The sequence below is a fragment of the Paenibacillus sp. P46E genome (genome assembly GCF_001909095.1).
Taxonomy (GTDB): Bacteria; Bacillota; Bacilli; order Paenibacillales; family Paenibacillaceae; genus Paenibacillus_AQ; species Paenibacillus_AQ helianthi.
This window is the reverse complement of the sequence record NZ_LVYZ01000053.1, coordinates 1-13,026: the sequence shown is the minus strand read 5'-3', so window position 1 is coordinate 13,026 and position 13,026 is coordinate 1. Positions and strand designations below refer to the sequence as shown.

The 13,026-nt window shown below is 47.7% G+C and carries 10 protein-coding genes; 9 read left to right on the top strand and 1 reads right to left on the bottom strand.

Annotated features, from left to right (window positions below; translation table 11 throughout):
- Positions 1-15 precede the first annotated feature (15 nt).
- The 9 genes from A3849_RS19990 (at position 16) to A3849_RS19950 (ending at position 11,742) form a co-directional block, all read left to right on the top strand.
- Positions 16-2,820 (top strand): glycoside hydrolase family 2 TIM barrel-domain containing protein, encoded by a 2,805-nt coding sequence (locus A3849_RS19990; protein ID WP_074112996.1) that lies wholly within the window; start codon positions 16-18, stop codon positions 2,818-2,820.
- 192 nt (positions 2,821-3,012) lie between these two features.
- The gene (locus A3849_RS19985; RefSeq protein WP_074112995.1) at positions 3,013-3,588 is read left to right on the top strand and encodes a dihydrofolate reductase family protein; all 576 of its coding nucleotides are present in this window, start codon (positions 3,013-3,015) and stop codon (positions 3,586-3,588) included.
- Between the two features lie 118 nt (positions 3,589-3,706).
- Positions 3,707-4,633: a hypothetical protein gene (locus tag A3849_RS19980; RefSeq protein WP_074113039.1), complete on the top strand. Its 927-nt coding sequence runs from the start codon at positions 3,707-3,709 to the stop codon at positions 4,631-4,633.
- Positions 4,634-4,821: 188 nt separating this feature from the next.
- Positions 4,822-7,206, top strand: a complete 2,385-nt coding sequence (locus A3849_RS19975) for a polyprenyl synthetase family protein (RefSeq protein ID WP_083613602.1) — start codon at positions 4,822-4,824, stop codon at positions 7,204-7,206.
- Between the two features lie 26 nt (positions 7,207-7,232).
- Complete coding sequence (locus A3849_RS19970; protein ID WP_074112993.1) at positions 7,233-8,192, top strand: helix-turn-helix transcriptional regulator; 960 nt, start codon at positions 7,233-7,235, stop codon at positions 8,190-8,192.
- A gap of 156 nt (positions 8,193-8,348) precedes the next feature.
- Positions 8,349-9,584 (top strand): FprA family A-type flavoprotein, encoded by a 1,236-nt coding sequence (locus tag A3849_RS19965; RefSeq protein WP_074112992.1) that lies wholly within the window; start codon positions 8,349-8,351, stop codon positions 9,582-9,584.
- Positions 9,585-9,595: 11 nt separating this feature from the next.
- Positions 9,596-10,813, top strand: coding sequence for an NAD(P)/FAD-dependent oxidoreductase (locus tag A3849_RS19960; protein ID WP_074112991.1), 1,218 nt, complete (start codon positions 9,596-9,598; stop codon positions 10,811-10,813).
- A gap of 33 nt (positions 10,814-10,846) precedes the next feature.
- Positions 10,847-11,008, top strand: coding sequence for a rubredoxin (gene rd, locus A3849_RS19955; protein ID WP_074112990.1), 162 nt, complete (start codon positions 10,847-10,849; stop codon positions 11,006-11,008).
- A 26-nt stretch (positions 11,009-11,034) separates the two neighbouring features.
- A complete protein-coding gene (locus A3849_RS19950; protein ID WP_074112989.1) occupies positions 11,035-11,742 on the top strand; it encodes a Crp/Fnr family transcriptional regulator in 708 nt (235 codons plus the stop codon).
- A 66-nt stretch (positions 11,743-11,808) separates the two neighbouring features.
- Here the strand turns inward: A3849_RS19950 and hmpA are convergent, their stop codons facing one another.
- Entirely contained in the window at positions 11,809-12,990 is a 1,182-nt protein-coding gene (gene hmpA / locus A3849_RS19945; protein ID WP_074112988.1) for an NO-inducible flavohemoprotein, read from the bottom strand.
- Positions 12,991-13,026 lie beyond the last annotated feature (36 nt).

Below are 13,026 nucleotides of genomic sequence, written 5' to 3'. Positions count from 1 at the left end.
ATTAGGAGTGATATGATGCATACGAAGATCAGCCTGGAAGGCGAATGGAAGTTGCAATTGGATATGACAAAGCAAGGACTGGCAATGCCTTTTGCTGATGTCATCTCTCTTCCGGGCACAACGTCACACGCCCTTAAGGGACCGAAGAACGTGGATATACTTGTAGACGCTCTCACAGATGAATACCTGTTTGAGGGACAGGCCTGGTATTCAAAAGACTTTGAAATTCCGGAGGCGCTTTCCGGTAAAACATGCATGCTTCATCTGGAACGGACTAGACTTACCACGGTCTGGCTGGATGGTCTGGAGATCGGTAACCGTGACAGCCTTAATACCCCTCATGTGTACGACCTAGGACAGCTTCGCTCAGGTAATCATACTCTCACTATCCGGGTTGATAATACGGATTATCCGACAAAGGGCGGACATTTAACCTCCAAGGATACCCAGACCAACTGGAATGGGATTACCGGACGTATTGAACTGCAATTTTACAGCGAATCCTATTTGAGCGGCATTCGGATTGATCCGGATGTGTCCGCACGATCCGTACGAATCACAGCTACTCTTGAAGGTGCGGATACGGGCGTGATCAAAGTATCAGCCGTTAGTTTCAATAGTAAGACAACGCAAACTAGAGCTGTACAGGAGTACAACATCTCCCGCGGTGAGTTTTGGGTCAGCTACGGCCTGGGGCCGGATGCCCTACTATGGAGTGACTCCGAACCCAATCTCTATAAGATAAGCATTGATCTAAACGGTACAGGTGATGAGGCTTCTGATCAGCATGAGCTGATTTTTGGACTCCGGGAATTCAAGACCGGCGGCGACAAATTCATGATTAACGGACAAAAAACCTTTCTCCGCGGCAAGCATGACGGTCTGATTTTCCCATTAACCGGATACGCCCCGACTGATCTGGAGGAATGGCTCAGAATACTTGGCATCTCGAAGTCCTACGGTATTAATCATTACCGTTTTCATACTTGTTGTCCGCCGGAGGCAGCCTTTGCCGCAGCAGACATGCTCGGTATCTATATGGAGCCGGAGCTGCCGTTCTGGGGAACGATCACAGAAGAAACGGATGAGGGCCATAATCAAGCCGAGCAAGACTATCTGATCAGCGAAGGATATGCCATTCTACGGGCATTTGGCAACCATCCTTCCTTCGTAATGATGTCGCTTGGCAACGAACTATGGGGCAGCAGAACCAAGATTGATTCCTTTCTGAAAGACTATAAGGCATTCGACAATAGACATCTGTATACGCAGGGCTCCAACAACCATCAGTTTGTTCCGGAAGTTCTGGAGCATGAAGATTTCTTCTGTGGTGTGCGGTTTTCCAAAGACCGGCTGTTCAGAGGCTCTTATGCGATGTGTGATGCTCCCCTGGGGCATGTTCAGACGGATATGCCTGGCACCATGAAGGATTATGATGAGCAATTCGTACCGCCAGCTATGGGGAACGGAGAAGATACAGAAGCGGCAACGGGGGATACCATTCAAATCCAGTACGGTACTGAAGCCAAGACCGTGCAGATCGGTGACACATCCGGAGAATGGATTCCGCGAATTCCGGTAGTCTCCCACGAGATTGGTCAATATGCGACTTATCCGAATTATGCAGAAATCAGTAAATATACAGGCTCTCTCAAAGCCAAAAATTTTGAAGTCTTCCGCAGCCGGCTGGAGGACAAGGGATTGGGCCATCTCGCGGCTAAATATTTTGAATGCTCTGGACAGCTGGCAGTGGCCTGCTACAAAGAAGAGCTTGAGGCTGCGTTCCGTACCCGAAGACTTGCGGGATTCCAGCTTCTGGATTTACAGGACTTCAGTGGCCAGGGAACGGCGCTGGTAGGGGTCCTCGATGCCTTCATGGATTCCAAGAGCCTTGTTTCCGCTGATGAATGGCGTACGTTCTGCAGTGATGCAGTCCTGTTGGCAAGATTTCCGAAGTATAACTATGTCTCCGGGGAACATTTCGACGCTCATGTTGAACTCTCCTGGTACCGGACCGGTGCACCGGATATGATTCTACTGAAATGGGAGTTGAATACAGAAGAGGGAACACTGGCGGCAGGTATTTCCGAAGCAGGGGTACCAGCTGGTTCAAATTATATTGATATCTGTGATTTATCCATCGCTCTTCCTGAGGTCGTGCAGATGACCCAAGCCGTTCTTTCCTTGTGGATACCGGGTACTGATATCCGCAAGAGCTATGATGTGTGGATATATCCGGAAAATAGCAACGGAGTGCTGGACGATGTACATGTCTTCCAGGAACTATCACCGGAAGCGCTGGCCCTGCTGGATCAAGGCCAGAATGTGCTGCTCATGCCAAAGCCGGAGTTGCTCCAAAATGCTGTTGAAGGTTTTTATTGTACGGATTTCTGGTGTTATCCCATGTTCCGTTCAATATCCGAGAGCATGAACAAGCCCGTACCCGTGGGTACAATGGGTCTGCTGATCGATAACAGCCATCCTGTGTTCCGTGATTTCCCGTGCGAAGAATATTCCACTTACCCTTGGTGGAACATCGTTCAGAATTCGAAGTCCATTATCCTGGATGGATTCGACCGTTCGTGGAGTCCTATTGTGCAGACCATCGACAACTTTGAGCGTAATCATAAGCTAGGCTTCTTACTGGAGTGCAGCGTTGGGGCAGGTAATCTCCTGATCTGTGCACTTGACGCGGACAAAGTAAGCGGCACACCTGAGGGCAGACAGTTCTTATCCAGCTTGTCGCATTACATGAAATCCGCAGATTTCAAGCCGCACTACCATGCGGAGATTTCTCAGCTTCAGCAATTGCTTCAGTAAATAAGCAACCGGGGTGTTCCCATATGCCATGGAATTGGCAGCGCGGGACACCCCGGTTTTTTGAGCAGGATCCATACTTGGTGTGATGACGGGCAGATTAGCAATACGTAAGAAACAACCTGAGTTGAATTATGCTAAAATGTAGGTAATTTAGATTTTAAATATCCCTGATGAACAAAGGAGAATTGGATAATGAGAAAACTCGTTCTATTCCTGCATGCATCGCTTGACGGTTTTGTAGAAGGGCCTAAGGGTGAAATGGACATTGGCTGGGTTTCCTACGATGCTGATTTGGAGAAACACGCGCAAGAAATTCTAAGTACTGCCGACACTGTTATATGGGGACGCGGGACTTATCAGATGATGCACAGTTATTGGCCCTCTGTGCCTTCGAATCCATCAGCTTCGCAGCATGAACTGAATCATGCCGAGTGGATTGAAAAGACAGCCAAAATCGTTTTTTCCAGGACACTGGAGAAAGTCGAATGGAACAATTCCAGACTGGTTAAAGAAAATATCGGAGAAGAGATCAAGCACCTCAAACAGCAGCCAGGCAAAGATATGGTTATCCTCGGCAGTCCTAGGTTCGCACACTACCTCATGCAGCTTGATTTAATAGATGAGTATAAGATTACAGTTTCTCCCGTCCTGATCGGCAGCGGGTTACCGTTATTCCAAGGTCTGAAGGAGAAGGTCAATCTTAAACTTATCGAAAACAAGACATTTGATTCTGGAGCCATAGGCCTCGTTTACCAGACGGTTAGATGACCGTTGTCTGGTCTCATCCATAGCGCCGGCGGTTAGTGCAGGAAATATCTTCTTGTCTACTTTTCCATAGATTATTGATAAGGTGGAGAGAGTATGGACTAAGAGGTGATGTATGATCATGAATAGAAAACACTGTTTATTCTGTGATGAGATAGTCCCTGTGAAGCCTGAAGGTGAATATGACAGATATGAAGGTTGTTCTTGTTCACCAGGCGGGTTCTATGATCTGCTGAGGGACAGCTACGAAGCTATTCATTCACTCCCGCACCAAAAGAAACGCGATATGCTTCATATCGTGTCGGCTTATATCCGGGAAATGACCGATTGCGGTGTACAGGTTACACTATCCAAAGACGATTTGGAATCCATTGCAGATTCGCCGAAAATCCCTGTGACTATTGAGGACAAAGGGAACCGGTTCAATCAATATTTGTACAGGCATTCTGAAGGCCCGGGAGAACCGGTTGTCATTCAGCCACTCTCCAGCAGCTACAACCTGACGTATTCTCCCAACCTGCAAGAGCTGGTATATATCATTGATATACTGATCAGTGAGCAGCTGCTCATCCGGGAAGGCATGACCTTTAAGCTTACAGACAAGGGATGGAGCGAGGCCGCAGCAAACGCTGGCGGGAAAAAATTAAAGCCATGCCTCGTTCTCATTCCGGATGAGGAGGATCAGCGCACAGAGTGGCTGGAAATGCTGTTGCCGAAAATCGAGCAGTTCGGTTATATGCCGCGCTTGCTTCGGGATGAAAAAGCTCAGAATCAGGACAACTATTCCCTTGAGCGTATCGGGGACAGCAAATTGATGATTGCAGACTTGACCGGTCATTCTCCAGAGGTGTATTTTACAGCAGGATACGCGCTTGGATTGAACATCCCGGTGATCTGGACCGTGAACAGCAGTGAAGCCGGTAAACTGTGGGTACAAGTCAAAGATATCCGTCCAATCGTCTATGATACCGCTGAAGAACTGGCCATAATCCTGCAGCAGAGGTTGAGTTATGACCGGACAGATGAGTTTCAGGACACGGGTCGGTAAATGTAGAGGTTTCGGGAGATATAAATAAAAACTTCAGTGAGAAATCGCTCCTTTGTAGAGATGGTTGGGTGCTCCCTCCATTTACCAAAAGGGCGGTTTCTTTGCTGTGTAACCAAAAAGATTTCTACCCGTATTAGGGTTATGATTAGGATGCTCATAAAAAATTTAAGCAGAGGTAATGAATGCATATGAATGATAAGATTACGGATCAGGGTGAGACGGTATACAGGGTGGCGGAGCATAAGGCGGCTCAGTATTTTGCATCCCTTAATATGCAGGTTATGGACAAAACGTATGTCCCTGCTTTGACCAAAGATATTCAGTTGTGGAAACGGAACCATATTCATAAAAATTCATGGCTGTCTTTTTTTTCGCGGGGGAAGAGAAGTGCGGATTCCCGGGACAATGATAAATATATAGCATGGCTGAATGATAACGGTAAATTAGATGACTATTTGGATCGGAGCATTTCCTATATTTATATGAGAGACTTAGGGAAAGCGCTTGACGATCCCCGCACAAAGGCACGAATTCAGCAGGTAATCACCGATACGAAGAATCATTTGGTTCCTTCCAATACAACTGTAAAGGGGGACCGTCCCGAATCTATCAGCGTAGCCGGATTTTTCCGATGGGCCCAGAAGGAAGGTATAGAAACCACGGCCATTTGGCTGATAGAGAAACTTAAGAATGTCGCCTCTCATATCCCGAAGGAAATGGATGCCGATCAAGCCGAACGCAAACTAATCAAAATCATTGTCGGAGTCGTCCTGCATGTGGTAGAAGATATGGATGAGAATACAACGTCCGCAGAACGTACCCGAAGACTGGATGAAGCGATCCGGATCGGCTATTCCTATGGTTTGACGTATCCTTTTATTGACGATCTTCTGGATTCTAAGGTTTTAACAGCGCCAGAGAAAGAACAATACTCCGGCATGATACGAACAGCACTTCTAACTGGGCTTGTCCCTGAGCTTAACGAGTGGCCTGGAATGAACATGGAGATCATTCAATATGTCCATGCGGAACTAACGAATGCGTTCGAATATATCAAGAGTCTTCAGAAGCCAGAGACAGAGACAACCTTTTTTGAGCAATCTTATGTGTTCTTTCATTCCCAGGATATAGACCGCAATAAGGAGCTCTCTAATTCGGGATACAGCAACGAGGAGCTCTATATCCCTATCATTATAAAATCCTCATCCTCCCGGTTAATTGTCCGTTCCGTAATTGGCGCACAAGCAGATAAAGGATTTGATGAGCGGACCTTTTATTATGGTATCTACAATCAGCTGGCTGACGATTTTGCGGATATGTTTGACGATATGGAGGAAGGAGCGGTAACCCCGTATACCTACTATTTGAAATACCGGCATGAGCGTTCGGATCTGATCAACCCCTATGAATTATACTGGACGGTCATCTGCCATCTGATCCATAATGTATATCACTCCGACCCGAAGACCCTTGAGGTCATTCTGGACCGTGCAATTAACGGACTCAAACGCTGTAAAGCACGCATCGGCACAGAAAAGTATAATGAGCTCATGGGGATTTTCGCCTCCGGGAATCCGGAATTCAATCAGCTCGTGCAACAAATGGTCCGGAGAGCAGATCATGTGGATTTCTTCGATAAGCTGCTGCGGGACCAGATCAATACCGATTTGAAGAATAACCGGAAGGAAAAAGAAGATTTTCAGCGTACCGTTCACACGGTGAGGGATCAAATTAACGAAATGCTGAAAATTCCCAGGCCGGATGGAATTCCTCCGATGAAGGAATCGCTGATTGAGGCTGCAAATTATAGTCTGACCGGAGACGGGAAGCGGATTCGGCCTATTTTGACCTGGGTCCTCGGGGTCGAGGTGTATGGACTTCAGCCTGCTGCAATTGAGCCGCTGCTCCGATCATTGGAATTCATGCATACCGCATCTTTGATCTTTGATGATCTGCCTTCACAGGATAATGCATCAACCCGCAGAGGACGGCCAACCTTGCATCAGGTGCATAATAGCGCCACTGCAGAATTAACAGGTCTCTATCTGATTCAGAAGGCCATACAAGAACAAGCGTCACTGAAGGCTTTTAATCCGGAAACCGTGCTGGCACTGATGCGATATTCAGCTGAAAAGGCAGAGGACATGTGCATGGGGCAAGTGATGGATTTGCAATCCAAAGGTATCCCATTAACTCTGGAGCAATTGAATATGATGTGTTTTTATAAAACGGGGTTGGCGTTTGAAGCCTCTCTGGTGATGCCAGCCATTCTTGCTGAGGTGCAGCCTGCGGAAATCACTGCCTTGAAAACATTCGCCTATCATGCAGGCATTGCTTTTCAGATCAAAGATGATTTGCTTGATTTGGAGGGGGATCATCAGTTGCTTGGCAAAAACACCCGTATGGATGTGGAGAATAATAATTCGACCTTTGTATCTATACTTGGTCCGGAAACTGCCAGAGTCGAGATGTGGAATCACTATTGCTATGCTATGGAAGCACTGGATGCGATTCCTCGCAAAATCACTTTTCTGAAGCATTTATTGGACTATATCATTAGCCGAAACCGCTAAAATTAAGGAAGCAGTGAGGGGTTAACATGAATAAAACCGAACGGCAGCTCGCCATTACACTTGAACTTCAGCGGAGCAAGGTGCTTAGAGCGGAAGATTTGGCTGCTCAATTCGAGACGAGCGTACGGACGATATACCGCGACATTCAGGCCCTGAGCGAAGCTGGAGTTCCGATTGTCGGTGCCCCCGGGCAGGGATATTCCCTGATGGACGGGTACTTCCTGCCGCCAGTCGGCTTCACCGCCGAAGAGGCCGTGGCTCTGATTATGGGAACGGATTTCATCGAGCAGAGACTGGATTCCTTGTATGGCAGCGTGGCCAAAGCGTCCCGTCGCAAAATTGAGGCGATCCTGCCAGAGCCGGTACGTTTTGAATCCACGCGGGTGCGGGAAACCATGCGCCTTCTTCACGCCAGAGAACCGTTAACCGGCCTTAAGGAGAAGGACTATCTCGGAGAAGCTAGGCGTGCCATTCTTGAACGGCGCAAACTAAGCTTCACGTACCAGAAAACATTGCCTGAATCTGATGGAAACCGGAAAAGCAGACGTGAGGTTGCTCCCTATGGGCTGATGTACATTCAAGGGAATTGGATTTTGATCGCACGCTGCGACCTGCGGCAGGATATCCGCCATTTCCGGTTGTCACGGATGACGGAGCTTTCTATATTGGAAGAGCCGTTTCTTGTACCGCCTGGGTTTGATCTTAGCCGTTACCGCCAAAAGGACGATCGTAACTTACAGGTGCTGGTTCGGGTGAATCCTGAGATAGCCGATAGAATCCTGGAGACCGGCAATTTTTATATGGAATCGACGGAGGAGAGCACGGACGGTCTATTCTTCACTTTTCGAGTCCGGCACACGGAAGAATTGCTTCCGTATGTCCTTAGCTGGGGCGGGAATGTAGAAGTACTCGAACCGGAGTCTTTCCGCTGCCGGATCCGGGAAGAGGCCGATAAAATTCTTAAACGCTACTGGCAAGCAAAGTGACCATACGCATAACCCTTTGGCCGCAACCGTGTATATTTATAGTATGAATAGATGAACTTTGAAAATTTCAAAATGTGATTGTAATCCTCCTTTTTGTTTAGCCTCCAAGCTAGAATGAAGTTGTTGATAAACATTATCATTCAGGAGGTTAAGCATATGAACACAGAATACAAGATTGCGAAAGATACTTATTGGGTCGGTAAAATTGATAACAGGGAGGTACCTTTTCATCGGCTGATCCTGGCGAAAGGAACTACCTATAACTCCTACCTGCTGAAAACCGGCAAACCTACGATCATTGACACTGTAGATATGGAGTTTGGACGTGAATATGCGGAGCGGTTAAGCCAATTCATTGATCCCATGGATATTGAATATATCGTAATTAACCATACAGAACCTGACCATTCCGGGGGACTGGCCGCGCTTTCTTCACGGGCACTCAATGCCACGATTGTCTGTACAGCGATTGCCGTGCCGGAACTTCAGGAAATGTACAAGCTTCACAGCCGTAACTTCCTGGTTGTAAAGGACGGAGATACACTGGATATCGGCGGAAAAACCTTGCTGTTCAAGGAGACTCCGTATCTCCATACAGCTGAGACGATGATCACATATTGTGTGGAAGATAAAATCCTCTTCCCCTGTGATATTTTCAGTACCCACGTTGCGGTGGAGAAGCTGTTCAGCGATGAAGCCGGATTCGACATCACGGATGACTTCAAAGGCTATTACAGTGCGATTATTCACCCGCACCGCAGATATGTCAGAACGCTGATCGATGCCGTCCAAGACCTTGATATTGAGATGATTGCGCCTTCTCATGGGTTCCTGATCCGGGAGGATATCCGTAAATATATTGATCTCTACGATGTACTTAGCCGTGAGACAACAGAAGGCAAAAAGGCTGTAATTGTCTATACCACGCTTAAGAATAATACCAAAAGAATGGCGAATATCATGAAGGATTGCCTGAATGCAAACCAGATTGAGACTGAAGTGTGGGATGCCGACAAGAGTAGTGCGGAAGATATTCTGAACAGTATCGCCTCTGCAGATGCCGTGTTTATAGGAAGCTCTACCAGATATGCTGATATGATCGGCAACCTGGAGCCTATCCTGCAAGAGATGAAGAATATGGATCTGGAAGGCAAACTGGCAGCTGCCTTTGGCTCCTACGGTTGGAGCGGGGAAGCGATTGAAGTGATCCAGGATTATCTGAACGCTACGAACATGATTGTACAGAGTACTTCCGATGTCATCAAATCTACAGGGATGATCCACATCGAATTCCCGATACGGGTCCGTTTCTCACCTAAGGCGCCGGATAAGGTTCAAAAAATCAAAAATGCTGCGGAATTTGTCTCTGATCTTCTGCTCAGTTCTTATTAAGGGGGCAGAACATGAATAAACATTATCTTATTATTGGCAGTGGAGTGGCTGCTGTTCATGCTGCCAAGGCGATTCGCGATCAGGATCCTGATACGGAGATTTCCATTCTGGGTGAGGAGGGGCATTTGCCCTACAACCGGATTAAGCTGACCAAAGGATTGTTCACCGATTTGCACAGTGAAAAGGTACTGATCAAGAAGGAAAAGTGGTATAAGGATAACCGCATCGCTGTGCAAACCTCAACCCGGGTAACGAATATTCATACAGACCGGCAACAAGTCGAGACAGCTGACGGCAGAATGATCACTTACCACAAGCTGCTGCTCTGTATGGGGGCGAGAAACCGGGCACTTCCAGTGGAGGGTGCAGGGCTGAAGAATGTCCATACCATCAGGGATCTGGAAGATGCTGATTCCCTGAAAGCGAGTCTTGAGAGCGGCAACCGTATCGTAACCATCGGCGGTGGTGTACAAGGTCTGGAGACGGCATGGGCCTTACACGAAGCCGGTTATGAAGTGACTGTTATCGAAGCGGCCCCGCGGTTAATGGCTCGTCAACTGGATGAAACCTCTTCAAAAATGCTGAAGGAAACCCTTGAACAAGCCGGTGTGAAGGTTATTCTGCATACCGGTGTGACCTCGATAACAGGTGTGGAATCCGTAACAGGGGTTACACTTGACGATAATTCTGTAATTTCCTGTGATCATGTCGTTTATTCGATAGGTATTGTCCCGAATACAACGCTTGTGAAGGACACCCCGATTGATACCCGTTCAGGTATTGTCGTGAATGCCAACATGGAGACCAGTGCACCCCATGTATATGCGGCCGGAGATATAGCGGAAATGAACGGACATGTGGAAGGTTTGTGGGGAGGAGCCATGGAGCAGGGACGTATTGCCGGTAACAATATGGCGGCTGCTGAACCTGTTGCTTACCGCAAAGCTGTTCCGGTTACCTTCTTTAATGCGTTTGGGATCTCGCTTTTCTCGATTGGAGACACCGACGAAGCACGGTGTGATCAGAGTGTGTCCGCACTGGAGAACGGGGTGTATACGCAGATATTTGTGAAAGATTACACAATGACCGGGGCTGTTTCCTGGGAGGGTGCAGCGGCCTCATTGACCTATAAATCCGCAATTGAGTCGGGCTGCAGCCTGGAAGGCATCGATCTTTCCCGTAGTATTTCAGAAATTATGACGGAAGTTAAGCGTAGATTGCAAAGTTAAATCATTGAACTTAAAAAAGAGGAGATCAACCCAATGAAAAAATACGTATGTGAGCCTTGCGGTTATATTTATGATCCGGCGTTGGGTGACCCCGATGAGGATGTAGAACCGGGCACCGCTTTTGAAGATTTGCCTGAGGATTGGGTCTGCCCGGTCTGCGGCGAAGATACCAGTCATTTTTCACCCATCTCATAGAGAATAAGACAAAGGAGAGACCCGATATGCCGGAACATTCCTGCCAGAATGCCACTGAGCCCTGCACCCGCAAAGTACCCATCTTCGCTTCCCTTTCCGGCGCGGACCTCTCCCGGATCAGTGCGATGATTATCCACCGGAAGTACTCCAAGGGACAGTCTCTGATTCTGGAAGAACAGCCGACGGATACCCTGTATATTATTCAGCAAGGACAAGTGAAACTGTCCAAAATGACACCGCAGGGAAAGGAGCAAATCCTGCACATTTTGACAGCCGGTGATTTTTTTGGCGAATTGAGCATCTTTAACAGCGATGAGCTAAGTAACTTTAGCGCATATGCATTGAAAGATACCAGTATCTGCATGCTGACCAAAACAGATATGGAGCTGCTGATCATGGATAATCCCGATATTGCCTTCAAACTGCTTAAGACGGTAACTAAAAGACTGGCGCATACCGAGAATCTGGCCCAAAGCCTGGCTACCAAGGATCCGGAAATACGGATTGCCTATATGATTCTGGAGCTTAGCGATGTCTATGGTAAAAATCGTGGCGGCAAGATCCATATCGATCTCCCGCTGTCCCGTGAAGAGCTGGCAAATTACGTTGGTGTTACCCGGGAGACCATTAGCCGGAAATTTGCCATCTTTGAAGACCTGGGGCTGATAGAGCTGGTCGGCAATAAGCGGATGATTATCCGGAACCGGCCCTCCTTGGAGAAATACATTGACTGAACAGTAAAAAGAAAAAAGAGTGCGCCAGAATCTAAATTCCGGAGCACTCTTTTCTATTATGTGTGACTAGGCTTGTTCTAATTGCATGGCTGGACCAAAAAACTCATAATGGATCTGATCCTCTTTCATCCCTATCGCCAGCAGTTCACGGATCATAGCTTCCATGAAAGGAACCGGCCCGCATACATAGGCATCACCAGCAGGATCAACGTACGACGCTAAAGCTTCACGATTGATTTGGCCGTCCGGGCCGCTTGAATAAAAGGTTTTATATTTGATATTGCTCATGTTCAGCGCATGCTTTTCGATATCATGACCAAAAGCGGCAAGCGATTCATTGCGTGCTGCATGCAGGAATACAGTAGGGCGCTCGGGCGATGACACTGCAACCGTTTCGAGCATGCTCATCATCGGCGTGATTCCAACACCGCCGGAGATAAAAGCCACCGGTGAGGTTTTTGTAGTATCCAGCAGAAATTCTCCGGCAGGTGCACTTACTTCTACAGTGTCTCCTTCGTTTACCTGCTTATGGAGGTAGACAGAGACAACACCATTCGGATCATTGTCTGCTTCCCGTTTCACCGAAATACGGAATTCGTCCGGCTTCGAGGCTTGAGAGAGGCTATACTGGCGGATCATGGTGTATTTTTCACCCGGAATCAGAACACGAACAGAGATATACTGCCCTGGTTTGAACTCCGGTACGCCTGATCCGTCCGCTGGCTGCAGATAGAAAGAAGTAATGCTGCCGCTTTCCTGTACTTTGCGGACGACGGTAAACGGTTTGAAGAAGTTCCACCCGTTCTCTTGCTCACGCGCTTCCTTGTACATGTTCGCTTCAACCCCAATGAAGGCAGCTGCGATCACACCGTAAGCTTCTTCCCAAGCCTTCAGGATCTCATCGGTTGCCGCGTCTCCAAGCACTTCCTTGATCGCTTTCAGCAGAAATTCACCGACAATCGGGTACTGCTCCGGCTTAATGCCAAGACTGACATGCTTGTGGGCGATCTGGACGACTGCCGGCAAAATGTTCTCCAGGTTGTCAATGTGAACTGCGGCAGCGTATACTGCATTCGCAAGGGCAGTCTGTTGCCGGCCTTGTGCCTGATTGGCATGATTAAATACATTCAAAAGCTCAGGATGGGCCGCAAAGAGATTCCGGTAAAACACCGTTGTTATAGTTGTTCCATGTTCCGCTAAGACAGGGGCTGTGGATTTGACAATTTCACGTGTTTGTGTGGATAAAATGACCGTTCACTCCTCTCATTATTACAAATTTAATAT

What these genes read in the sequence shown, in the direction of transcription:
- A3849_RS19975 (WP_083613602.1), top strand. Translation starts at nt 4,822, where the DNA reads ATGAATGATAAGATTACGGATCAGGGTGAGACGGTATACAGGGTGGCG.
- A3849_RS19990 (WP_074112996.1), top strand. Translation starts at nt 16, where the DNA reads ATGCATACGAAGATCAGCCTGGAAGGCGAATGGAAGTTGCAATTGGAT.
- A3849_RS19970 (WP_074112993.1), top strand. Translation starts at nt 7,233, where the DNA reads ATGAATAAAACCGAACGGCAGCTCGCCATTACACTTGAACTTCAGCGG.
- rd (WP_074112990.1), top strand. Translation starts at nt 10,847, where the DNA reads ATGAAAAAATACGTATGTGAGCCTTGCGGTTATATTTATGATCCGGCG.
- A3849_RS19980 (WP_074113039.1), top strand. Translation starts at nt 3,707, where the DNA reads ATGAATAGAAAACACTGTTTATTCTGTGATGAGATAGTCCCTGTGAAG.
- A3849_RS19950 (WP_074112989.1), top strand. Translation starts at nt 11,035, where the DNA reads ATGCCGGAACATTCCTGCCAGAATGCCACTGAGCCCTGCACCCGCAAA.
- A3849_RS19960 (WP_074112991.1), top strand. Translation starts at nt 9,596, where the DNA reads ATGAATAAACATTATCTTATTATTGGCAGTGGAGTGGCTGCTGTTCAT.
- A3849_RS19985 (WP_074112995.1), top strand. Translation starts at nt 3,013, where the DNA reads ATGAGAAAACTCGTTCTATTCCTGCATGCATCGCTTGACGGTTTTGTA.
- A3849_RS19965 (WP_074112992.1), top strand. Translation starts at nt 8,349, where the DNA reads ATGAACACAGAATACAAGATTGCGAAAGATACTTATTGGGTCGGTAAA.